The following is a 24,990-nucleotide window of genomic DNA, read 5'->3' as shown; positions in this document are numbered from 1 at the left end:
TCGAATGGAGAATAAGAAAATTTGGAAAAAGGACTTTATCGTAATATCTATTATTAATTTCTTTTTGATGCTGGTGATGTATTTACTTATTGTCACCATCGCGCCTTTTTCGGTAGAAGAATATGGTGTATCGACTAGTGTTGCAGGACTTGTATCAGGTATTTTCATCATCGGTACACTTATTGCACGTCTGGCAGTAGGCGGATTGATAGAAAGGATGGGGAGTCGAAATATCTTATTGATCGGATTAGCTGTAACTATAGTAGCCTCTGCCTTTTACTTTGGTGCTGTTAGCTTACCATTATTGATGGCCAACAGATTCCTTCATGGAATTGGTCTTGGTATTTCATCTACCGCAACAGGTACTATGGTGGCTCAAATGCTTCCGCCATCACGAAGAGGTGAAGGGATTGGGTATTTTAGTTTAAGCACAGTGTTGGCAACGGCTATTGGACCGTTCTTCGGTATCTTCCTTAGCCAACGTTATGAGTTCAATGTGCTCTTTATGTTTTGTTTAGCTATTAGTGTCTGCTGTGGAGCGATGTTCTTTTTCGTTAAGAAGACACCGGCGGTTATGCCTAAAAAGGATTTACCAGAGGCCGTGAAGAAACTTGGCGTTCGGGGTTTATTGGAAATGCGTGCATTACCTATTGCATTCGTTACGTTATTAGCGGCTGTAGCATATTCGGGTGTGTTATCATTCATTTCGTTTTATGCAGCAGAAATCAACTTGGTAAGTACAGCTAGCTTCTTCTTTTTAGTCTATGCCATTGCTGTACTGTTCTCAAGACCGTACACAGGCAAGCTGTTGGATGTAAAGGGTAATAATTTTGTTGTTTATCCTTCACTCATACTATTTGCGGGAGGATTGCTATTGTTAAGCGCCACAAGTGCAGGGTGGATGTTACTTCTAGCAGGGGGCATTATTGGGCTCGGCTTTGGTAACTTCCAATCGTGTGCACAAGCGATTGCTTTGCAAGGTGTGAAGCCTGAGCGTTTAGGTGTGGCTACATCGACATTCTTTATCTTCCTCGATTTCGGATTCGGATTCGGACCCTACGTACTAGGGTTGCTTGTACCGATTATCGGCTACCAAGAACTATACTTAGTACTAATGCTCGTTGTCATTATTGCGTTAGCGTTCTTCATGTTATTCAGTCGGACCCGCAGACGTCCTGTTGTGGAATAAGTTTAATACATTATATAAAAAAGACACTACAATGTTCACTTTGTAGTGTCTTTTTATAAACATGTTAGGCAATTTCGTCCATTACGTTTAGAAGCATACTGGGCATCGTCAGCTCTAACGTAAATATTACTGGATTGATCACCACCCTGATAACTTGTGATTCCCATACTGACAGTGATCGCTATACTGACCCATTCTGAATCTTGTATATAGCGGCGAAGATCTTCTGCCTTTGTACAGTTATTTTGATGATTAGGGTCGTCAAATAGTACGGCAAACTCTTCTCCACCAATACGCGCTACTAAGTCTGGAGAATCAATTCTGTTCTCTAGCTTACAAGCCAGCTCCTTCAATACATCATCGCCTACTTGATGGCCATGAGTATCGTTGACAGTTTTGAAATGGTCAATATCAAATAGCAGTAAAGAAAATGAGTGCGCCTCGTAGTGTTCTGCACGATCAATCGCGGCATCGAGACTTCTTTGAAACACGCGACGATTATACAGTCCAGTCAATTCGTCGCGAGTAGCCAACTCTTGCAATTCTCCATTTAACTCCAAAAGTTGTTGTTGCTTGTACTCTACTTCTTCGAGCAATCCAAGTAGTTTATTGTAAGCTTCATCTGTTCGTTGCTGAATTCGCTCTGCTTCTTTCTTAGACTTCAACAACTGATTTTCGTATTCATCTCGTACTTTAATCTGCACGATCACTCCTTCATACAGTCCATCGCGTTTACTGACATTCATTAATACAGGAACTGTTCGTTTTTCTACTTTGAAGTTTAAATACATTTCCCGTACTTCTTGATGTACAGAAATAGAAGGTACAAAATAGGTCTGAAAATATATTCTGGATGGAACTGTTAACACATCATGCATATGGCACGGCATTTTATTCAAGCGCAATATATCTCGCATCGTCTTATTCATTTCAACAAATTCCCAATCACTTGTTAAGACGAAATATCCGCAAGGCAATAAGTTCAACCGCTCATCCATGATTTATACGCTCCTGTCCTTTTCAATAAAACGTGTAATTTCCTTAATCGTCTCTTCAGGATGACTGATGTGTGGATTATGCCCTTTTGCTTCCATGATAACCAATTCGCTGCCCGAAATGCAGTTTTTGATATAGTGACCTACTTCAATCGGTACGATCGTGTCTTCGGTTGGCTGTAAAATAAGCGCTTTTGTCGTAACCTTAGATAATTCTCCACGAACATCTGACATGAATGTTGCTTCCGCAAAGCGTCGTGCAATAGCGGGATCATTTGTATCCAGCATGCACTCAAACTCTTCAGATAGATGTGGACGGTCTTCATTTTTCATCGCAATCGGCGCTAGATACTTAGTGAATTCTTTATAGTTCATCTCCATCATATCAAGCAATTCATCAATATCCTCACGTTCAAAACCACCAATGTAATTAGGTTCATTCAAATAGTGAGGTGAAGGACCAATCATGATTAGTTTCTCCATCAGATCAGGTCTTTGGATTGAGGCAAGTACACCAATCATTCCACTTACGGAGTGTCCGACATAGATAATGTTTTTTAGTTTCAGTGCGTCACACACTTCTATTACATCTAAAGCATAGCCAGGCAATGTTTCATAGCGTTCTGCTGAATAAGCCGTTTTATCACTTTTGCCAGAGCCGACATAGTCGAATGTCACAACTTGATAATGTTCTTCAAAAGCAGGTATGACATGATTCCATACCGTCTGATCACAACCAAAGCCGTGTGCGAACATGATAGTTTGTTCTCCTGAACCTGTTATATGTACTGCGTTTCTTTTCTTGATATCTATAGACATACACCCAAATCCCTTCTGATGACAATCACTCAAATTATTACCATTGTAGCATAGAATATAGATTGTATTATAATATTTAGACGATAAATTAAAAAAATACCTGTGAGTATTCTCACAGGTATTTATTCTTAGTTTGTGTAGTTATCGAAGTATCCTTGGATAAAGACGATAGGTGTACCTTTGTCGCCGCTGCCTGAAGTTAGGTCAGATAATGAACCGATTAAATCTGTCAGCTTACGAGGAGTCGTTCCTTGTGAAGCCATGGATCCCATTAGATTAGTATCTTTCTTCTCAATGAAATCAGTAACAGCTTTCTTTAGCTCTTCTCCACGTAACTCAGAGAAATCATTATCAGCCAAGTATTTTAGTTTCACTTCATTTGGAATACCGTCAAGGCCTTCCGTATAAGCAGGTGATACGACTGGGTCAGCCAGTTCCCAAATCTTACCTACCGGGTCTTTAAATGCACCGTCTCCGTACACCATTACTTCAATGTGTTTTCCAGTTCGATCTTTAAGCATTTTCTGGATGTTGTCTACTATAGGCTGACAGCTATGTGGGAATAGTTTGATACTGTCTTCTTGAGCTTTGTTTGCGCCGAGTAAACCGAACTCTTCATTGTAGCCACTGCCGTCAATGGAAGTTGCCAAGATGTCGTCTAGGCTGTAAATCTTTTCGGCACCGTTTGCTTCCAAAATACGCTTTGTTCTAAAACGTGTATGAATATCGCATGTCAAGACTGTCTTCGTATAGTCCAAAATCGTTCTCGCATTATTGGAGAAAATGACCTCGTGTTCTACACCGAACTCGTCCATCAATGATTTATAGTATTCGATATAATCAACGCCCGTGAATGGGTGTTTGTTATCACCGAAATGCTCTCTGAACTCTGCTTCAGTCAATACATCAGTCCAAGGATTAACTCCCTTTTCATCTAAACGATCTAGCTCAACCAAGTGATTACCGACTTCATCGGAAGGGTAGCTAAGCATCAATACGATTTTCTTTGCACCTTTCGCGATACCGCGTAAGCAGTTTCCAAAACGGTTGCGGCTAAGAATAGGGAAAATGACACCAATCGTATCATCACCGAATTTTGCTTCAATATCCTTAGCGATATCGCTGATCGTTGCATAGTTACCTTGTGCACGCGCTACAATCGACTCTGTGATCGAGACGATATCTTTATCTTGAAATGTAATATTTTCTTTTTCAGATGCTTCTATGACACTGTCCACTACGATCTGTTCAATATTGTCGCCTTCATTAATGATTGGGCAACGCAATCCTCTAACAACCGTTCCTACAACTCTTCCCAAAACAATCGCTCCTTAGTGAAACTTATTTGATCACTCTTCTTTGTATTATAGCGTGCTTTCATGGTATAAGTAAAATTAATATACTTAATAGGGGATATAAGGTGGGGTTATATGTCTATCAATTTGGAGTGGTATAAAGTATTCCGTACAGTTGTTCAAAATGAAAGCTTTTCAAAAGCGGCAAGGAGTCTTTTCATGACACAACCCGCAGTCAGCCAGATTATTTCACAGTTGGAACGAGCATTAGACACACGCCTGTTTAATAGGACTTCCAAAGGTGTCACACTGACAGATGAGGGATCGTTACTATATGAGTATGTCAATTCGGCACTGAATTTAATCGAGGCAGGCAATGAAAAGTTAAAGGAATTGAAAAACCTCTCTTCAGGTGAATTAAAGATTGGGGTAGGGGACACGATTTCTCGTTATTATCTGCTTCCTTACCTAGAAGCTTTTCATACAAACTTTCCAAGTATCCGCTTCAAGATCATTAATGGCACAACATTGGAATTGATCGCTGCGCTGAAGTCTGGTGAAGTGGACATCGTGATTTGTAATTTTCCAATTGAAGATGATTCTTTGGAGAAACGCGCTTGTTTCGATGTGCAGGATACCTTTGTTTACGGCGAGAGGTTTAAAAAGTTGTTCATGAAGCCTATACCGTTGCAGGAACTTTCGAGATTACCATTGATTTTACTAGAGCCGAAGTCCAATTCCCGTCAGTATGTGGAGGAATATTTGCTGAAGCAAGGCGTCAAGATCTATCCCGAGTTCGAGTTAGGTTCGCATGAGCTATTGCTGGAGTTTGCGCAGATTAATTTAGGGATTGCTTGCGTCGTAAGGGAGTTTTCAGCGGAGTATCTAGAACAAGGCAAGCTGCAGGAAGTAGAGTTTTTGGAGCCCATTCCTAAGCGTAGCATCGGCGTTTGCTACCTAAAGGGAGTGTCATTATCACCAGCCGCTTCGAAGTTTATTGGGATATTGGGGAAGAATTAGATAAGCTTGCGGTGGTGTTGGGGTAGGGGATTGGTGCTTCGGAGGGGACGCTTTCCGGAGGGCGGGCGGTGAACCACACCGCTCACTTCGCTCACAGGGTGTTTCACCTGTCCCGCTTATCCTCCCGGAGTCGCCCCTCCTACGCGCCAATCCTTTGCAGTGTGAGTAGGTAACACTTTTTGTTGTGCATTAAAGTAAGTTTTGTATAGGTTTTGAACTTCCGTACTTGAATCTAAATAAGTTAAGACAAAACAATAATTCAAACACTACTTACAATGAGTGATCTAAGTACCACTACTATCAACGTAGGATGGAAGCGGAAGTTGGCGGCGAAGTGCAAAGACGTGCTCCTAACGCTGCGCTTTTACTCGCAAAAGCCGTCCTTCGTTACGGCTCTTCCCGCAGGATCAGCTCGAAAGGAGAGACAACCAAAAGAGAGCGCAGCGAACTGGTTGGCTCACCGAGAGCCCATGGGAAAGCGTCCGCCAACTGGAGCTTCCATCCCCTTGTCCAGACAAGGTCATTCACCCCTTTTAAGCTTTTGACTTCGAACTTAACTCCATACATAAAAAAAGGCTGTCGCAAGAAGGGGATCTTCTTGTGACAGCCTGTGTTTGATTATGCGTAAATATTACGATCCCAGAAACGGTGGTGTGCAACAGCCTCTACCCATTGCTCGCCTTCGCCTGAAACTGTTAAGTCCATCAAAATACCAGGACCTGGTTTTGCCTTCGACTTCTCCATCAACTCTTTCGCCGCTGGAGCAGATCCGATCGGCTTGAAATGCATATACGCTTCATTAACGAAATCAGCGACATCTGCATCGAACTTCTGTTGTTGCTTCGCTTTCCCACCCACAACATACAATGCATCGTATAGAACCGAATGTACCGTCAGTAGCGTTTCGTCGACATCGACTGTCGCTCCGTTCTGTCCGGTCAGCTTACCGAACTTCTCGCTCACAATATCAACTGTCATACCTGCGTCCAATGAAGCCTTCAAAAATGGCTCAAGTGCATCATCGTCAAATTGGTCTGCGATTAATACGGCTACTGTACGCGTATCAGGCACTTTTGCCATGTTTTCCTGACTAAGGGCAGGGGATGACTTGGATTCGGTGGACTGCGAAACATCTGTTGGTGCATCGACACCGACTGCATCTGCAACTTGAGTCGCCATATCCATATCGACATTAGCAAACATATCTACCGCTTGTTTTCTCACATTCATATCATTCACTTTCCCAATTTCAAAGCTGAACGCTGCGATGATATGCTCTTTTTCCGCGTCGGACATACTGTTCCAGAATAGACGGGCCTGTGAGAAATGATCCTTAAAGGAATCACTTCGGGCTTGTATTTTGCGACCTTCTACCTTCTCTTGGTAATGTACATAACCGCCATCTTCCTCGGAACTCGTGTCTGGTTTATTATTGGATAATGAATTGTTATGATAGTGAGTCTGTCCGACATTGATCGTTTGTCTGCCATATCCATCACGCTGGTTATTGTGGAATGGACAGACCGGTCGGTTGATAGGTAACTCATGGAAGTTAGGTCCGCCTAGACGGATCAACTGCGTATCTGTATAAGAGAACAGTCTTCCTTGTAGCAATGGATCATTCGAGAAATCAATTCCAGGTACTACGCTGCCGGGGTGGAATGCTACTTGCTCCATTTCAGCAAATACATTGTCTACGTTGCGGTTTAAAGTCATTTTCCCAATGATTTTTACCGGAATGTCTTCCTCGGGCCATAACTTAGTAGGATCTAGAATGTCAAAATCAAATTTGAATTCATCTTCTTCTTCTAGTAACTGTACGCCAAGTTCAAATTCCACGAAGTTGCCATTTTCAATTGATTCCCATAAATCACGACGATGGAAATCAGGATCTTTACCGTTAATCTTCTGCGCTTCATCCCAAACTAATGAGTGGGCACCGAGTTTTGGTTTCCAATGGAATTTCACAAAGTGCGCTTCACCTTGATCGTTTACAAAGCGATACGTGTGAACACCAAAACCTTCCATCATTCGGAAACTCCGAGGAATGGCACGGTCGGACATTTGCCACATGACCATATGTGCAGATTCCTGGTTGTTCGCAACAAAATCCCAAAATGTATCATGTGCTGAAGCGGCTTGCGGCATTTCGTTATGAGGCTCGGGTTTCACAGCATGTACTAAGTCAGGGAATTTAATAGCGTCTTGAATAAAGAAAACCGGTATATTATTTCCGACTAGATCGTAGTTTCCTTCTTGCGTATAGAACTTCACAGCAAAACCTCGCGCGTCACGTACGGTTTCAGCGGAACCTTTACTCCCTGCTACACTAGAGAATCTAGTGAATACAGGAGTTTTGATACCTGGTTCCTGTAAGAATCCTGCTTTCGTATACTTCTTCATGGACTCGTACACTTCGAATTCACCATGCGCCGCAAATCCTCGTGCGTGAACTACCCGCTCCGGAATCCGCTCGTGGTCAAAGTGCGTCATTTTCTCTCGGAAATGGAAATCCTCCATCAACGTCGGACCACGCGTCCCTGCTTTTAGGGAGTGCTCATCTTCTGAAATCTTCAAACCTTGATTCGTTGTCATAGCGTGTTCGCCATCGTATGCGCGAAACGTCTCTAGTTGTTTATTTTTACTCTCTTCATTTACTTGATGATCTTTCTTCACATAAAATCCTCCCATCGTAAAATAGTAGTCTGCCTATCCTATTCCCCAATTACGAGAGGATAAACTGAAGACTATATTCTACCGGAACGTATGATGGAAAATAATAAATAAGTAAACATTAAGGCTGCGATGACCGCGCCGACTTCAATGAGAGGTAACTTTAAGAAGAGAGCTGTTTGTCCAGCGATAGCAGAACCGATAATGAGACCAACCATGAGAATGCTAAATGCCAACAACACAATACTTAAGGATAAGCGATTGGCAATCTTATCAAGCCGGCGGAATATAATGTTCGTTTGCTTCAAGCCGACGTCTAATTCCACTTTACCTTTTTCTATAGTTTTGATAGCTTTTTTCATATCGTTTGGTAACTCGGATAAAATTTCAGCATTCTTTACAAAGGTATGCCAGCCGTTTTCCAGTAAGTAGCGTGGGTCGAATTGTTTGAACACCATCTTTTTACCATACGGTTCGATGGCTTTCATAATACTAAAAGAAGGATCCAGCTTTCCTAGTACACCTTCAAGTGTAAGAATCACTTTTACAAGAATGGCGATTTCATTTGGCAGACGGATGCGGTGTCGATAAGCAATTGAGAAAATCTCCATGAATACATCACCTAATCTTAAGTCTGTAAGTGATGTTTCATAATATTTCCGCTGAATAATCTGCAAGTCACGATACAATGCATCTGTGTTAGTTTTTTCATGTAAAATATTCATAGCTTCGAATACATCGATTAATCGAGCGATATTTCCTCTTTGTAAGGCGACGAGTAAGGAAATGAAATGATAAGTCATTTCCTTACTTAGTTGACCGACCATACCGAAATCTAAATAATGAATAACGTTTCCAGGTGCAATGAAAATATTACCCGGATGGGGATCACCGTGGAAAAAGCCGTTTTCCATTACTTGAGAAAGCATAGAATCCGCAATTCTTTCTGCGATCACCTTACGATCATACCCTTCGCGGTCTAGTTGTCCGACATTGCTCACTTTAATACCTGTGACCAGTCCCGCTGTTAGGACAACACGCGTAGTGTATTCATCGTAGACTACTGGGACTTGAATCGTAGGATCTTTCACAAATTGTTGCGAGATCCGTTCAGCGTTACGGCCTTCCAGTTGGTAATCTAGTTCCTCCCGTAGTGAATGGGAGAATTCATAGATTAAATCTTTTATATGATACGCTTTCGCCCAGTCCATATTCTTCTCGAGAAACCCTGCCAAGTCGTGCAAGATGGCTAGGTCAGTATTTATTTGTCGTTGGATATTAGGTCGCTGGATTTTCACCGCTACGTGTTCACCGCTAGGCAAACGAGCGGTATGCACTTGACCTATAGAAGCTGAAGCGAGTGGTTTTTCATTGAATTCCAAGAAGAGTTCTTCAATCGTTCCACCTAATTGATGCTCGATGATTTCCCTCACGACTTCAAATGGAAAAGATTCTACGTGGTCTTGTAGTTTCTCAAGCTCTGAAGCAATTTCCTCAGGCACTAAATCCCGACGGCCGCTGGCGATTTGCCCAAGCTTTACGAAAGTTGGTCCAAGTTGTTCTAATGCAGTTCGTAGTTTTTTACCGACATGATACAAATTCAAATCAACTTGTTCGTCCGCAGAAGCGAATTTACGATCTGTCAGTCCAAGACGAAATAAGATGTGACTAAATCCATTTCTTAAAAAGACATTGATGATTTCTTGTGAACGTTGTGCATTTTTCATTCTTCGTTTTAACAAAAAGAACACCTCCGTATCTACCCTCTCTACAAAAGATACCATTGAACTCGTATAATTAAACACTAAAAAGGTCTCCGTCCTCTCTGTTGAAAAGAGAAAAGGAGACCCTTCTATTTTAGAAGATTTTTTTCCTGTCACGTTCATCCTTCAAGACTTCGACCGCTTCACGGAAACGCAGTGAATGGACGTTCTCTCTTTCTCTTAGAAACTTTAGAGAATCATTAATCCATGCATCGTCTGAAATATCGATAATCCATTGATACGTAGCGCGCGCTTTTTCTTCCGCTGCTATATCTTCGTACAAATCAGCTATCGGATCTCCCTTTGCTTGGATGTACGTTGTCGTAAAGGGTACACCACCCGCATTTTCATAAAACAGCGCATGACCGTGATTGACGTAATGTGCACCAAGACCAGCTTCTTCAAGTTGTTCTGGTGTAGCGTCTTTCGTTAATTTGTAAATCATGGTAGCTAGCATTTCTAAATGGGAAAACTCTTCGGTTGCAATATCATTCAGTACGCCGATCACTTTGTCAGGAACGGTGTAGCGCTGATTCATATAGCGTAATGCAGCAGCGAGTTCGCCGTCTGCACCACCATATTGCTCCGCGATGTACCTCGCAAGTTTTGGGTTACACTCTTTGACTTCTACCGGATACAATAATTTTTTCTCATAAACCCACATCCATATTCCCTCCAGTAACCTAGTGTGTATTTAAGACTACATTTGCCATGGCCAAGGTGCTTGGTTCCAACGCCAACCTGTATTAATTGCTTGTTCCGACGGTATGGAATGCAGCGAAAGCGGTCCGAAACGCTTTTCATACAATTTTCGTAACCTAGCCGCTTCTTTAATAGCAAGTCTCCATTGCGTAAGAGCTTCTTGATCTTCAGGGTGCGTGTTGGTATAGAGTGTCAGTTCGACTACTACAAAATCGGCTTGCTGCACATTCTTCAACATGTCTCTTCGCTCAGTCGCATCCATCAGGAGATCCCCTCCCTTTTTGAATAGCCATCGACTAGTGCCGGCCACAGCGACCCATGTTGTAAAGCTTCAGCAGGTGAGAATTGTGGAAGTGAAGCGGGCTGGAAATTCATAAATAGTTGAGGCGGTAAGGAAAACGTTTTGACTTTGACAGGTGGACACGGATCCCATGGAGAAATATACGGTTCATAACTGCCTGTGAACGTGTAATCCATTCGTTATCAACTCCTCTACGCAAGATATGTAACTTTCTCATGTCGTATGACTAAACATAATCACTCTGTGCAACGGCCAGATGAACCTTAGTAGTCAAAAACTCATGTCACGCAATAGTTATATGTAATTAACGTATTTATAAATACATTGAAATCTAGTACAATGTAGGGAGTAAAGAATTAGACGGCTAAAATGACTAGTAAATTACTTTAAATGCCTAGTTCTGTGGAATGAATACAAATGAAGTGAGATATTTAAATGAAACGTGGAGATGAACTAAATGGATGATTACTCCATCTTTATCGGTAGACAACCGATATTTGATCGGTCAGGTAATATATACGCATACGAATTATTGTATCGAAATAGCGAAGAGAACTTCTTTCCTGATATTAACCCCGAACAGGCTACAATTAGTTTGTTGGTCAATACATTCCTCTCTGTAGGAATTGATCAAGTAACGAGTGGTGTTCGTTCATTCATTAACTTCTCAGGCGAGCTATTGGCGCAGGATTTATTTATGAGTTTAGATCACAATCAAGTCGTTATAGAGATTCTGGAAGACGTGGAAATCACTCCTGCCCTGTTACATCGTTTACGCATGTTTAAAGAAGCGGGTTTCACGTTAGCGCTTGATGATTTTATTTTACAAGACCAGTACTTGATGTACTCCCAGTTATTTGAGCTCGTAGATATTGTCAAAGTAGATTTCATGCTGACGAGTGTAGTTCAGAAAAATCGTATTGCTACATTTTTACGGAAATATCCAAAGCTGATTTTACTAGCAGAAAAAGTAGAAACGGAAGCGGATTATCAACTTGCATTAAGAAGTGGATATGATTTGTTTCAAGGTTATTTCTTTGCGAAACCAGAAATTATTAAAAGTGCAGATATTCCACCTAATACGCTAGTGCACTTACAGATTATTGATTATTTCCGTAAGGATACTCAATCCATTAATCAACTCTGCGATCTGATTATGCGTGACGTTTCGATCTCCTATAAACTATTGCGTTTTATTAATTCACTAGCCTTCGATATTCCACGGCAAATCAGCTCGATTAAGCAAGCGATTATGTTGATTGGCTTAAACGGTACAAAGAAGTGGTTGCAGGTTCTGATGTTGCATGACTTAGGTGTAGAGCAACAGGATGGTCGTGTGAAAGTGCTCGTTGAATTGTCACTTCGTCGTGCAAGAACATGTGAACAGTTGGCGAAGTATAATAGAAAACCAAATAAGGATGAATACTTTCTCACAGGCATGTTTTCATTGATCGATGCGGTAATGCGTCGGAAATGGGAAGACATATTGCCGTTGCTATCACTATCGGACGTCATTATTGCCACGTTAAATGGAAAACAGACTGAAATGTCTTCTTATCTACAATTGGTTAAAGCTGTAGAATGTTTTGACTGGGAAACCGTAGAACGGTTATCTGCTGAGCTGTCGATCCCAAAGAAAGTGTTAAGTGAGATCTACCTTCAAGCCATGCGCTGGTCACATGGAATAGAGGAAGACTTGAGTTGAATACATACGAAAAGGCATTTTCTCTTGAAGATGCCTTTTTTGATGTGTAGTATATACAGTTATAATCTGTTCAGAAACTTTCTTTTCTGTAATATGTATAAACGGAAATACGTTATATCTCGTGAAATTAGGGTATGGAGTGTAGTAAGAGAGTTACCAAATGAACACTAGGAGTCGATAGTAGTGGATAAAAAATTCTGGAAAAATCCCGTGTTCTCAATTTCCGCCATATTTATTTTTGTGCTTGTTGTATTAGGAACAGTTATACCTGAATCATTCGGAAAAGCATCTGAAAGACTTTATCATTTCACAACAGATAATTTTGGTTGGTTTTACTTACTAACAGTATTTATCATTATCGTGTTTTTGGTAGGATTGGCAATCAGTAAATTTGGCGCAATCCGCTTGGGTGGCGACACGGAACGTCCAGAGTACCCATTCTTCACATGGATTGGCATGCTGTTCTCTGCTGGGTTCGGTGTAGGATTGGTATTCTGGGGTGTGGCGGAACCAATGAGTCACTACTTCAAGTCTCCTATGGCAGGCGTTGAAGCGCAGACAGAAGAAGCTGCTCGTATAGCGATGGGGTATTCTTTCTTCCACTGGGGCATTTCACAATGGGCTATTTTTGGTATTGTAGGTTTGGTCATTGGCTTCCTACAGTTCCGGAAGAAAAAGGACGGTTTAATTTCAACCGCACTCGAGCCCTTAATAGGTAGTAACCGTCACGTGAAGACAGGTATTGATTCATTTGCGGTAGTAGCAACTGTCATGGGTATTGCTACTTCACTAGGTATGGGTGTTCTACAAATGAGTGGGGGATTGGAATATGTATTTAACATTAAGAGTACATTCACCATTCAACTAATCATTATTGCAGTAGTATTCGTTGCGTATATGACCTCTGCTTCATCCGGCTTAAGTAAAGGAATCGCGTACTTAGGAAACTTCAACTTAGGTATGGCGATTGCATTATTGTTATTTTTCTTTATAGTAGGACCGAAAGTATTTATACTAGAAACCTTTACACTAGCTATAGGAGATTATATCAATAACTTCATTACGTACAGCTTGCGTCTGCAACCGTATCAGGGTGGTACATGGGTGAAGGACTGGACGATATTCTACTGGGCTTGGACAATTGCATGGTCTCCGTTCGTAGGTGCATTTGTTGCGCGCGTCTCCAAGGGCCGGACAATCCGTGAGTTCATCATGGGGGTCATGGTTATTCCACCAGCATTTTCTTGTATGTGGATTGCAACACTTGGAGGAACTGCCTTATACAGTGACTTACGCAATGGCACACAGATTGCAGAAGAAGTAGACAAAGATGTTACGTCTGCAATTTTTGCGACGCTTCAACACTTACCGATGACCGGTCTTGTATCGTTCCTCGCTATCGTATTGATCTTTACATTCCTGATTACGTCTGCCGACTCAGCTACGTATATTTTAGCTAGTATGACAACGCGTGGCAGTTTGTTCCCTCCATTGGTTGTTAAATTCGTCTGGGGATTCCTTATGACTGCTATTGCAGCTGTATTGTTATCAGCAGGTGGATTAGAAGCTTTGCAATCAGCATCACTTGTATCCGCCTTGCCGTTTACATTACTTCTATTATTATTAATCTTCTCTCTAGCAAAACTACTGACCAAAGAACCGATTACTGTCAGACCGACAGATATACGTCAATTTGAGCACGTAGAAGGCGAAGTCAAGAAGAGACGCAAACGCAAAGAAAGTGAAAAAGAGAAGAAAGCACGCAGAGAAGCTGAAAAGGCAAAAAAGATAAAAGAAAAGAACGATAGAAAGTATCAAGAACTTGAGAAAAAGAAGTATCTTGAAGTTGAGAAAGAAAAGAATGAATAATAGAAGGGACCGGTTCGTTGCTTTTGCACGAACCGGTCTTTTACCGCAGGAGGGGCAATGTATATGGCAATTGTAAAAGTAGAAGACGTTCAGTTTATAAGAGGGGATCATCAAATACTGCAAGACGTTAGTTGGGAGATAGAACAGGGACAGCAATGGGGAATGCTTGGGCTAAATGGTTCCGGTAAGACTTCATTATTATCTATTATTTCTACATATGAAATTCCGTCTGGTGGTGAAGTGGAAGTACTGGGTAAGCGCTTTGGTAATGCCTACTTACCTGAATTACGCAAAAAGATTGGCTTCGTCAGTAGTTCCCTAGAGAAGTTCTCGGACTATTTCTGGAATGAATCAATTGAGCGGATTGTGATCAGTGGTAAATTCGCAAGCTTCGGTATTTACGATAAAATCATGGATGAAGACTGGGTACGAGCGAGTTACCTAGTACAAGAATTTAGATTGGAACATGTAAAAGGAAAGAAATTTAGACTGCTGTCTGAAGGGGAAAAGCGTCGAGTGTTAATCGCTCGCGCATTAATGGGAGAGCCTGATTTATTAATTTTAGATGAGCCGTGTTCCGGCCTGGATATCTTGGCGAGAGAACAATTTCTTGAAGCACTTAAAATTGCCACGAAGAATAATGTTCACCTCATTTATGTCACGCATCATATTGAAGAACTCGTTCCTGAAATTACTCATGCTCTATTGGTAAAGGAAGGAAAGATCGTTGCAAGCGGTCCTAAAAAAGAGGTATTGACAGATGAACTCCTATCAGAGACGTATCAAGTTCCTGTAACGATCGAGTGGCGCGCTGAAAGACCTTATCTATCGATAAAATAATAGGACCGTATTGTTGTTTATAGCAAAAAGAAGAGGGGATGTTAAGTAAGAGTAACGAGCTTGAATCGTAGTGTACATAGCAAGTAAAAAAGGGGGTGGGCTCTTATGAAGAAAGTGGAACGCAAGTGGACAAAGAAACGTATAGCGTCTTATGTACTTTTGTTTTTTGCATTATTATATGCAGGCGTCATGCTATGGCAAACATATAAACCATTACCACCTGGTATCTCCTACAAAGGAGATTTGCATCAAGTAGAAGAAGTAGAGTTCATTTATGATTTGACATATTCAAAAACGAAAGAGAAAGATCATTATAAATCAGAACTCCGTATTTTTAATGAAGTATTTGAAATGATTAAAGATGCGCAAGAGTTTGTTGTCCTCGATTTCTTTTTAATGGATGACTACTATGATGAGAAAGAAGACTTTCCTCAAATAGCTGATCAACTAACAGACGTTCTCGAAAAGAAGAAAGAAGAGTTCCCCGACATGCCCATCGTTTACATAACAGATCCGATAAATACCGGCTATGAATCGTATGAATCCGAGTGGTTTAAAGCGCTTGAAAAAGCAGGGGTTCAAGTAGTTTACACAGATTTGGAACCGTTACGTGATTCCATGCCTTTATACTCGGGTGTATATCGTATCTTCCTTCAATGGTTTGATTTTAAGGGGGGGAATCATTTCCCTAATTTCTTAGCCAGTGATGCACCAGATGTGAAGTTTTCTTCTTACCTGAAATTGCTAAACGTAAAAGCGAATCATCGTAAAACATTAGTGACTGAACAAGCTGCATTGGTGACTTCATCTAATCCACACGCAGCAAGCGGTCGCCATGGCAATGTGGCGTTTAAAGTAAAGGGTCCAGTGCAGAATGATATATTGGAATCTGAGGAAGCTGTGCTTCAGTATTCGTCAGGCGGAAAATTGCCGCGAATCGAAGCGGAAGAACAAAAAGGACCCTATCAAGTTCAGTACGTAACGGAAAGTAAAGTACTAGATGCTTTAGTTAGTGATATCGAAAAGGCGAAAAAAGGAGATCTGATTCGGATGGGTATGTTTTATCTTTCGGAGCAGGAAGTGATCCGACCGTTAGAAGAAGCAGCCAATCGTGGTGTTCATGTAGAGATCGTCTTGGATCCGAATGAAAATTCATTTGGCAGTAAAAAATCAGGATTACCCAATCGCCCAGTAGTACAGGAAATCAGGGAAAATACAGATGATAAAATTAAGGTGCGTTGGTATAATACCGTAATTGGTCAATACCATACGAAGTTAGTAACTGTACAGACCGCGGACAAGACGTACATTACAAATGGATCTTCCAATATAACAGAGCGCACGCTAAGAGATTATAACTTAGAAGCAAATCTCCGCATTATAGCGCCGACTGACAGCGAGTTAACAGACGAAATTAATGAATATTTCGATCGAATATGGAATAACGAAGATGCATTATATACTCTGGATGTAGAAGAATATCAAGACAGCCTGACGTTTTTCCAGCGCGGAATTTATGCATTGCAGCGTTGGGTGAAGCTGACAACGTATTAAGTGTTATGTGATAGAAATCAAGTAACAGCTTGAATAAAGTAGATGCTTGAAAGAAGCGGGAGGAATAATAAATGAAAATAGTCGTTTTTGGAGCAACAGGACGTACGGGTAGCGAAATAGTCCGTCATGCATTAGCAGACGGTCATGAGGTAACGGTATTTGTTCGGTCGCCAGAGAAATGTGAAGCGCAAGAAAACCTCACTATTATTAAAGGTGACGTACGTGATTCTACTGCAGTGAAAAATGCGTTGATGGGTGCTGAAGCAGTCGTGAGTGCTCTCGGCACTGATAAAACAACAACGCTTACAGAAGCAATACCTGCTATTATTGAGGGAATGCAAGAACATCGAATCCTAAGAATTGTCACGATTGGTACAGCGGGTATATTGGAAAGTAGAACAGAACCGTCGAAGTTACGCTATCAATCGAATGAATCTCATCGCAAATTGACATTTGCAGCAGAAGAGCATCATAAAGTATTCACTATGCTGCAAAATTCAGGCTTGGATTGGACAATAGTTTGTCCTACCTATTTACCTGACGGAGAGGCGCTTGGGACTTATCGAACAGAAAGAGACTACTTGCCTATAGATGGAGCGAAGATCTCTACTGGAGATACGGCTGCATTTGCTTATGATGAATTATGTAAGGGAGAAGAAATAGGATATAGAGTCGGTATCTCATATTAACATTTTTATATAGTAAATTATGTTCGAATTACTTAGCGCTTTGTACGTTTTGAATTAAAACACCTCATTACCTTTTCTTTCCTTTATGATATAATAGTAGCATAGAGGAAAGGAGATTAGAAGATAGATGAGATGGTCCTTGAAAAGTTTAATTCAAGTCGTAGCAACCTTGGCTATCGTTTTAACGTTTCTGACTAGTACTACGGTTGGCTATCGTGTAAACAAGCAAAACTTGATAGACTCGACCTTGGAAACGAACTATGCATATGCCAAGAAGTTGTCATCTACTACTGATGCCTTTTTGCGTGATACGTTAAAAACACTTGAAACTAATGCGGTAGAAGTACTACCTCTTCTAGAAGATTCAAAAGCACAACCTCAGTTGAATCAAATAGCAGAGCGTATCAGGCAGCAGACAAGTACATTCAATTCAGTTGCTGTTTCTTCTGATGAAGGTGTTGTACTCGGTGTATCGCCACCAAGTCTAGACCTACTTGGAAAAAAGTTAACTTCATTCGGTGCGCAACAAGCTATTAAAGAAAAAAAACCTACTATATCCCCGCCTTACGTAGGAATCACTGGTGAACTAATCGTTTTTATCAGTGTCCCTTTAATAGTCAATCAGGAGTATAAAGGGTTTTTAGGCGGTGCTATATACCTACATAAGCCGAACGTGCTAGAACAAATTCTGGGGGATCATTTCTATGATGATGGCTCCTATGTATATGTGGTGGATACGGAAGGTAAATTGATTTATCATCAGCTTGAAGAACGCTTAAAAGATAATGTCTCCAGTAATATTGTTGTTCAAAAGGTAAGTAGCGGAAATAGTGGTTTTTTGGAATTGATCAACACAAAAGGAATTCCGATGTTGGCAGGATATGCATATCTACCAATTGCTAATTGGGGAATCGTATCACAAAGACCATTGGATGTTTCCGTCGCTCCTGCCAGAGATATGGTGTTAGAGATGGCATTTAAGTCTTTGCCATTACTACTACTATCGTTCTTACTCGTTAGATACTTTTCTAGAAAGATCGCCCTGCCGCTTCAGAGGTTAGCATATTATACCGAAAGCAGTATAGAATCAGATCAAAAAGAAAAAATGGAAAGTATCTCGGATTGGTACTATGAAGCAAGGCAGTTAAAAGGAGCCGTGTTGAATAGTTTAGATTACTTTAAAAAAGAGATAAACTATTTTATACATGAATCAACAACAGATCCACTGACGAAGTTAACCAATCGTCGAACCATGAATAGTCTTATGTCACAATGGGTAGCTGATGAAATACCATTCGCTTTCATTATTTTAGATATAGATAAGTTTAAGCGTGTCAATGATCGTTATGGTCATTCAGTTGGTGACGAAGTATTGATTTATTTAGCTGACTTAATGCAACGAACGGTTCGCGAACAAGACATTTGCTGTCGCTACGGAGGTGAAGAATTCGTCATTCTTTTACCGAAAGCAGATAAGGTGACTGCTTATTTGACAGCAGAACGGCTTCGTGAAAAACTGGAGGACACGATCAGTCCTTGTGGTGAAGTGATCACGATATCAGCTGGGGTCGCTGCCTATCCACTGCATGCAAATCATCCAGCGCGTCTTATCGAGTTGGCGGATCAAAGTCTATATGAAGCCAAACGTACAGGACGCAATAAGACCATCGTCGTTCCCGATGAACCTCGGCATGAGTAATATGCCGAGGTTTTCTTGAATGTGTACCTAAGGAAGGGGATAGAGAAATGCTAGAGCAGTCCATGGATAAACGCTTGCACATCAAAACACTTGGCGTTCGTGAGTGGATTCATCAATCATCACATTATAATCGTTATGAAGCGACGCCTTACGAGATGCTAGATTATTTATTTACCCACCATGATTTGTTGAAAGAAGGAAGCTTGATCGACTTTGGATGCGGAAAAGGAAGAGTCCCATTTTATGTGAATCATCTTTTTTGCTTAGATACGATAGGTATTGAAATGAATAGTGTGTTACACCGAGATGCCATGACCAACTTAATGGAGTATCGACAAGCGTTTCCTAAGAGACCTGGTTCCATTACATTTGAATGCTGTATAGCGGAGAACTATATCATTCCGGCAGAAGCTGTAACGTTCTACTTCTTTAATCCATTCTCTCTTGATATATTTCGCTCTGTAGTTCAGCGAATTCTAAAATCAGCAGAATACTCACCACGTGCCTTAGAAATCATTTTATATTATCCGACTGATGAGTACGTCTATTTCCTTCATCGCCATCAGTCATTCGAGAAAATAGCAGAGATACCTATTACACATTTGCAACTCCATGATAAAGCCGAGCGCTTCTTAGTGTATACATACAAACAGCCCTAATCCATGAGATGAGGGCTGTTTGCATATTCATATAACATGACTGAACCGTTGACCAATCCAGAAGATTAACTCCATCACGAGTGCTGCCAAGATACCTACTAGCAACCCACTAGAAAGAAGTGGTTGTAATAGTTCTGGAAGGGAAGAAAATACTGCAGCTGGCAATGTCATGATTGACAACCCGAGAAGCGCAGGCAATGCGACACGATAAATGTTTTTAGGCTCGAACGTTAAACCTTCCACATTACGCAAAGCCGAACGGAATAGCTGTAAATAGGCCACAAATAATACTGTGTTTCCTACACTTTGTGGGATAGTAGAGAAAAAGGCACTGAGTGGCGGTACCAGTCCAAGGATAATGAACAGTATAGAGCCGATGAAAAATGGAGCTCTGTCTTTTATTCCAGTAGATTGTAGAAAGCCGATGGATGAAGCGTAAGGCGCATATGGTACGAGACCTAATGCCCCTGCTCCAATATTTAATACTCCGGTAATGAAGAAGGAAGTTTTATACTGTCTCTTGGTAGTTTCTTTTTCATATATATCCTCAGCACCTTTTAGTGTGGCAATTGTATTGGTCGTGTTCAATAAGCCCGTAATCACCACCGTAATAACGATACCGATTTCCAGTGTAGGCTCACCCCAAGGAAACCATTGTATAAATGGAGTGGCTTTGATCGTTTCAGTAGCTTCTTGTGGGAAAATCAGTGTGGCACCGATCCATCCGACTGTCATACCAATAAGTAAATTCAAGCTGCTGATGATTCCTTTTCCTTTCACATGAACTAGAATCGTCAGACCTGCTAGAGCAAATGAAAATAGGGTCGTTGACAGGCTGATAAATTCTCCATCATTTAGACCAATCATTCCTTTTAGGAAGATCGTGATCAATTGATTGGCAAGCAGCAATAGAAATACGAACATCACAGTGGGCGTGAACCACTTTTTGAGGATTTCTCCCATGCCAAGCGTCCCGAGAATAGCTACCAATACACCAGAAATCATGGCGCCAACTGCAATACTACCTCCAACAGTCGTTAAACTTAAACCCATAGCGCTTGCAGTCCCTGCCAAGCTGAGCACGACACCCCACCATAAACCTGACTGACCTTCCAACAGCGCCAAGCGGTGTCCAAATGCTCCTTGCAGTAAACAAGCAAGTCCTGTAAAAATAAAGGAACGTTGTATTGCCGAAACGATTTCAATCTGCTCAAGCTCAAAAGCAGTACCGACTGAGATCGGAATTACAACTGTATTAGCGAACATAAAGAACAGCCATTGAAATCCTGCCAATGCGGTAATGGAGTACCGCATTTGATTAGTGCCCATTCTCATCTCTCCCTGTAAATACTTGTCTATGTATAAAGAAAAATTGAAATATAAAGAAAACTATAGCATAAAACTAATTGATTGAATAATATTTCCTACAATTACCTGATGGAAAAGGATTAAGATATCATTTTCCGCAATAAAAAGAGCCGGCAGATGAAAGTCTGCCGGCTCATACTATGATTGTATATCTTTTAATAACAGTAATAGTTCGTCAGAAGGCACGGGTCTAGAATATAAGAAACCTTGCGCTTCATCACAGTTGAGTGTCTTGAGGAACTCAGCTTGCTCGTAAGTTTCTACTCCTTCAGCAATCACGCGTAAGTGCAAGTTCTTAGCCAAGTCGATAATAGCTTTCACGATTACTGAATTGGTACTTAGCTCTCGTATAAACGATTGATCAATCTTCAGATGAGTTAAAGGGAACCTGGATAAATAACTTAACGAAGAATAGCCTGTGCCGAAATCATCGATACTAATCTTAATACCGATATCTCGCAGCTCTTGTAATATGTTTTGGCAATAGTCCACGTCAGAAGTCATGCTTTCCGTTATTTCGATATTCAAATAGCGGGCTTGCAGACCAGTTTTATGAAGTGTATCTTTGACATCCGTCACAAAACTAATACTTTTAAACTGACGTAATGAAACATTGACACTCATTAACAGGGAAGTATAACCTAGGTCTTGCCATTCTTTAGCTTGTTTACAAGCTGTTTCAAGCACCCACAAACCAATAGGGAGAATCATTCCAGTTTCTTCTGCTATCGGAATGAATTGTCCGGGAGATATCGTTCCGCGCGAAGGATGCTGCCAACGGACCAAAGCTTCTACGCCAATCATATTTCCAGTATCAAATTCAAATTGTGGCTGATAATGCAGAGATAATTCCTTTTTGTGAAGAACTTGACGTAATTCCATCTCAATTAATGTTCGTTCCATTAAATCTTTATACAGTTCTTCCGTGAAAAATTGATAGGTGCTCTTACCTGATTGCTTTGCTAGATACATAGCAGAGTCTGCATTTCGGATCAGCGTATCATACCGTGCACCGTCCTCGGGAAACATGCTGATCCCGATACTTGGTGCGATAAATATCTCCAAGTTTTCTATGAGGAAAGACTTCGATACTTCATTGACGATTCGCTGGGCAACCATTTGTGCTCCTTGTTTTGTCGTGGAAGAACACAGTATAAGAAATTCATCACCACTGAGTCGGCCAACTAAATCATTTTGTCTAACGAGAGTTTGTAATCTTGTGCCAACTGCTTTTAGCAATTGATCTCCTATATAATGTCCCATAGAATCATTGATGTTTTTAAATCGATCTAAATCCATATAAAGCAAGGCGAAAGATTCTCGGCTGTTTATTCTGGTCTCGATTAGGTCTTCTACAGTCTGTTTTAATAATCGTCTATTTGGCAAACCGGTCAGATGATCGTGAAATGCCATATGTTCTACTAAACGTTCAGCTTCTTTGCGGTCTGTAATATCGCTAGCGGTACCTACAACTTCGATTACATTTTCCCCTTCGAAAATAGGGGAGAGGTAAACGAGGAAGGTTCTAGATTGATAGTCAATTTCAAACTGTGCAACGCGGCCGAGTAGAGCACCTAAAAGATGGCGTTTAAATGTAGATAAATTAAACTTTTTGTCCAGTATGAATTGGTTTAGAGTATCCGCAGTAATTCCTAACTGTTCAATTACTTTTCCTTCTAATAAAGTTATAGTAATTTGATTGTTTTCATTAAAACAGTATTTAAAAATAGCATTTTGAAGATTTTTCACAGTCAAACTGAAATCATTTTTTAATGCCAATTCCAGTGATTTTTCTGCTTCCATCTGCAATGTTACATCTTGGCGTATGGAAATGTATTGAAAAGGTTTGCCATCCGAACCGATGAACGGAACGATCGTCGTGTGAACCCAATACAAATTTCCGGACTTTGATTTATTTCGGATAACCCCCCTCCATACTTGACCGGACTGAATCGTTTTCCACATATCAGCAAAGAAACTTTTAGGATGTGTACCAGAATTAACTACTCGATGTGTTTTGCCGATCAAGTCCTTACGTGAATACTCCGAAAGAGTACAGAAGCGGTTATTGACATAAGTAATAACGCCTTGTGGATTGGTGATGACGACTACTGCTGATTCGTCCAGTGCGTATTTGAAATTTTGCAAGTCGGTACGTGTTTTAGCGTACTCATTGGAGACGAGCTTGGATCCAGTCACGTCAATATCAAGTGAAAGATAATTTGTTAAGTTTCCAGCGGTATCATAAATGGGTACAATGGTGATATCCAGCCAGTGTACTGTGCCGGACTTGGAAGAGATTTGAATCGCTTCTTGATAGACGGTATCATGCATAAAGTGTTCTGCAAGCATATAAAGCGTATCTTCAGTAGAGATTCCCCTATTCAATTTTCCCCATGTTCTGCCGATTAATTCGTCTTCGTCATAGCCCGTCAGCTCACAAAAGTTTTGGTTTACATAGGTTAGACGACCACTTAAGTCGATAAGAGATATACAGAATTTCTCATCAAGCAGAGTAGACAGATGTGGAGAAATACTAGGAGTATGTAACGGCATAAAGGCACATCCTTTCATTTAAAGTAGTTATAGTAAATAGAATAGTCCTGTGTCTTGTTAGTGTGAGAGTCGTGAAATTATATAGAAATACCTAATAGGCGGAAGTATACACTTTATCTGTCTGATTATAACATGAATGAGAGAGTTTTGAACTAGTTATTAAGAGAAATACATATAGGTTATTGGAAGTGTCACTAGTTGCGTGATATTTAACGTAGCAAAAAAGACTGTGGAAGCTTCAGTGAAGCCTCCACAGTCTTTTTATCTTTTTGGTTCATATTGTAAGGTTTTAAATAGTTCATTGCGTTCTGAATCAGTCAGTTCTCGCCATTCACCAATAGGTAGATCACCCAGTTCAATATTTAATATTCGTACACGTTGCAAGCGATGAATATGATAGCCAAGCGCTGCACACATTCTGCGAATTTGACGATTTAGACCTTGTGTTAAGATAATGGAAAAAGTTTTGGGTCCTAGTTTCTTCACCGTACAAGGTTTCGTTACGGTGTCGAGAATCTTCACGCCGCTTTCCATTTGTGAGATAAAAGAAGCAGTAATTGGACTATCGACTGTGACGATATATTCTTTGTCGTGTCCATGTTCTTCACGCAAGATTTCATTGACGATATCACCGTCATTCGTTAATAGTAGTAAGCCATCTGAATCTTTGTCCAATCGACCGATATGGAAAATTCGCAGTGGATGGTTAATGAAGTCTACAACATTTCCTTTAATATGGCGCTCTGTCGTACTAGTAATACCTACTGGTTTATTGAGTGCAATATACACTAGTTGTTCTTCTTGTTGAACCAGTTTGCCATCTACAACAACTTGGTCACTTGCTTCAACTTTACTTCCGAGTTCTGCGAGCTGACCATTGATTTTAACGCGACCGTCAGCAATCCACTGATCTGCGCCACGCCTAGATACAATACCTGCACCGCTTAGAAATTTATTGATTCGCATAAAGACTCTCCTCCCCACACTTGTCACAATAAGCTCATTATAGCATTTTTCCTATAAGAAATTGTTGACATTAAAGATTCAGCATATTAAGATAAATGTAATAACTAAGGGACAGAAGGTTTCGATAGCGGAATCGTCCTCGGCAGATGAGTTCAGTTAGTAGAGAAGAGAATAGTGAAAAGATATGAATAAGAAGAGTAGCGAGTGCTTGTGCTTCCTAGAGAGTCAGTGGCTGGTGGGAACTGATACACAGCGTTCGTGAATGGACTTATGGCAGCTGTTTTGATGAAAAACAGACGTTTGCTCGCGTTAAGAGCAGTGTGAAAAC

General features: G+C 40.8%; 20 protein-coding genes and 1 other annotated feature (1 of these 21 only partly in view). Of the genes, 9 read left to right on the top strand and 11 right to left on the bottom strand.

Annotated elements, in window-relative coordinates; translation table 11 throughout:
• Window positions 1–4: 4 nt before the first annotated feature.
• A complete protein-coding gene (locus CSV69_RS06710; protein WP_099692996.1) occupies window positions 5–1,189 on the top strand; it encodes an MFS transporter in 1,185 nt (394 codons plus the stop codon).
• A gap of 53 nt (window positions 1,190–1,242) precedes the next feature.
• On the opposite strand, the gene CSV69_RS06705 is transcribed toward CSV69_RS06710, so the two are convergent.
• The 3 genes from CSV69_RS06705 to CSV69_RS06695 form a co-directional block, all read right to left on the bottom strand.
• A complete protein-coding gene (locus tag CSV69_RS06705) occupies window positions 1,243–2,187 on the bottom strand; it encodes a GGDEF domain-containing protein (protein ID WP_099692995.1) in 945 nt (314 codons plus the stop codon).
• 3 nt (window positions 2,188–2,190) lie between these two features.
• Complete coding sequence (locus tag CSV69_RS06700) at window positions 2,191–3,003, bottom strand: alpha/beta fold hydrolase (protein ID WP_085427541.1); 813 nt, start codon at window positions 3,001–3,003, stop codon at window positions 2,191–2,193.
• A 128-nt stretch (window positions 3,004–3,131) separates the two neighbouring features.
• Window positions 3,132–4,322, bottom strand: a complete 1,191-nt coding sequence (locus CSV69_RS06695; RefSeq protein WP_085427540.1) for a coenzyme F420-0:L-glutamate ligase — start codon at window positions 4,320–4,322, stop codon at window positions 3,132–3,134.
• A gap of 111 nt (window positions 4,323–4,433) precedes the next feature.
• Between CSV69_RS06695 and CSV69_RS06690 the strand changes: the two genes are divergently transcribed.
• Complete coding sequence (locus tag CSV69_RS06690; RefSeq protein ID WP_099692994.1) at window positions 4,434–5,318, top strand: LysR family transcriptional regulator; 885 nt, start codon at window positions 4,434–4,436, stop codon at window positions 5,316–5,318.
• Window positions 5,319–5,936: 618 nt separating this feature from the next.
• Here the strand turns inward: CSV69_RS06690 and CSV69_RS06680 are convergent.
• The 5 genes from CSV69_RS06680 to CSV69_RS06660 form a co-directional block, all read right to left on the bottom strand.
• Window positions 5,937–7,994 (bottom strand): catalase, encoded by a 2,058-nt coding sequence (locus CSV69_RS06680; protein WP_099692992.1) that lies wholly within the window; start codon window positions 7,992–7,994, stop codon window positions 5,937–5,939.
• A gap of 71 nt (window positions 7,995–8,065) precedes the next feature.
• The gene (locus CSV69_RS06675; RefSeq protein ID WP_232319638.1) at window positions 8,066–9,742 is read right to left on the bottom strand and encodes an ABC1 kinase family protein; all 1,677 of its coding nucleotides are present in this window, start codon (window positions 9,740–9,742) and stop codon (window positions 8,066–8,068) included.
• 106 nt (window positions 9,743–9,848) lie between these two features.
• Window positions 9,849–10,418, bottom strand: a complete 570-nt coding sequence (locus tag CSV69_RS06670; protein WP_099624866.1) for a manganese catalase family protein — start codon at window positions 10,416–10,418, stop codon at window positions 9,849–9,851.
• Window positions 10,419–10,454: 36 nt separating this feature from the next.
• Window positions 10,455–10,718 (bottom strand): spore coat protein CotJB, encoded by a 264-nt coding sequence (locus CSV69_RS06665; RefSeq protein ID WP_099692991.1) that lies wholly within the window; start codon window positions 10,716–10,718, stop codon window positions 10,455–10,457.
• Window positions 10,718–10,933, bottom strand: coding sequence for a spore coat associated protein CotJA (locus CSV69_RS06660; RefSeq protein WP_085427534.1), 216 nt, complete (start codon window positions 10,931–10,933; stop codon window positions 10,718–10,720). Before CSV69_RS06660 ends, CSV69_RS06665 begins: the two co-directional genes overlap by 1 nt.
• Before the next feature lie 281 nt (window positions 10,934–11,214).
• Between CSV69_RS06660 and CSV69_RS06655 the strand changes: the two genes are divergently transcribed.
• The 7 genes from CSV69_RS06655 to CSV69_RS06625 all read left to right on the top strand — a co-directional run bounded on the left by CSV69_RS06655 (window position 11,215) and on the right by CSV69_RS06625 (window position 19,772).
• A complete protein-coding gene (locus tag CSV69_RS06655) occupies window positions 11,215–12,462 on the top strand; it encodes an EAL and HDOD domain-containing protein (RefSeq protein WP_099624864.1) in 1,248 nt (415 codons plus the stop codon).
• Between the two features lie 183 nt (window positions 12,463–12,645).
• The gene (locus CSV69_RS06650) at window positions 12,646–14,331 is read left to right on the top strand and encodes a BCCT family transporter (protein WP_085427532.1); all 1,686 of its coding nucleotides are present in this window, start codon (window positions 12,646–12,648) and stop codon (window positions 14,329–14,331) included.
• 63 nt (window positions 14,332–14,394) lie between these two features.
• Entirely contained in the window at window positions 14,395–15,171 is a 777-nt protein-coding gene (locus tag CSV69_RS06645; RefSeq protein ID WP_085427531.1) for an ABC transporter ATP-binding protein, read from the top strand.
• A gap of 105 nt (window positions 15,172–15,276) precedes the next feature.
• Window positions 15,277–16,725, top strand: a complete 1,449-nt coding sequence (locus CSV69_RS06640) for a phospholipase D family protein (RefSeq protein WP_099624863.1) — start codon at window positions 15,277–15,279, stop codon at window positions 16,723–16,725.
• Window positions 16,726–16,796: 71 nt separating this feature from the next.
• Entirely contained in the window at window positions 16,797–17,414 is a 618-nt protein-coding gene (locus tag CSV69_RS06635; RefSeq protein ID WP_099624862.1) for an NAD(P)-dependent oxidoreductase, read from the top strand.
• Window positions 17,415–17,541: 127 nt separating this feature from the next.
• Window positions 17,542–19,113 (top strand): sensor domain-containing diguanylate cyclase, encoded by a 1,572-nt coding sequence (locus CSV69_RS06630; RefSeq protein ID WP_099624861.1) that lies wholly within the window; start codon window positions 17,542–17,544, stop codon window positions 19,111–19,113.
• A gap of 47 nt (window positions 19,114–19,160) precedes the next feature.
• Entirely contained in the window at window positions 19,161–19,772 is a 612-nt protein-coding gene (locus tag CSV69_RS06625; protein ID WP_099624860.1) for an SAM-dependent methyltransferase, read from the top strand.
• Between the two features lie 27 nt (window positions 19,773–19,799).
• On the opposite strand, the gene CSV69_RS06620 is transcribed toward CSV69_RS06625, so the two are convergent.
• The 3 genes from CSV69_RS06620 to CSV69_RS06610 all read right to left on the bottom strand — a co-directional run bounded on the left by CSV69_RS06620 (window position 19,800) and on the right by CSV69_RS06610 (window position 24,662).
• On the bottom strand, window positions 19,800–21,101 hold the full coding sequence (locus tag CSV69_RS06620) for a uracil/xanthine transporter (RefSeq protein WP_232319498.1): 1,302 nt from the start codon (window positions 21,099–21,101) through the stop codon (window positions 19,800–19,802).
• A 177-nt stretch (window positions 21,102–21,278) separates the two neighbouring features.
• Window positions 21,279–23,696 (bottom strand): bifunctional diguanylate cyclase/phosphodiesterase, encoded by a 2,418-nt coding sequence (locus CSV69_RS06615; protein ID WP_233192335.1) that lies wholly within the window; start codon window positions 23,694–23,696, stop codon window positions 21,279–21,281.
• A gap of 261 nt (window positions 23,697–23,957) precedes the next feature.
• On the bottom strand, window positions 23,958–24,662 hold the full coding sequence (locus CSV69_RS06610; RefSeq protein ID WP_099624858.1) for a pseudouridine synthase: 705 nt from the start codon (window positions 24,660–24,662) through the stop codon (window positions 23,958–23,960).
• Window positions 24,663–24,837: 175 nt separating this feature from the next.
• Window positions 24,838–24,990: a binding site (T-box leader), on the top strand (it continues 67 nt past the right edge of the window).

It is taken from the genome of Sporosarcina sp. P26b, assembly GCF_002743245.1.
GTDB classification, from domain to species: Bacteria; Bacillota; Bacilli; order Bacillales_A; family Planococcaceae; genus Sporosarcina; species Sporosarcina ureae_C.
This window is presented reverse-complemented; position numbering and strand designations above follow the sequence as displayed.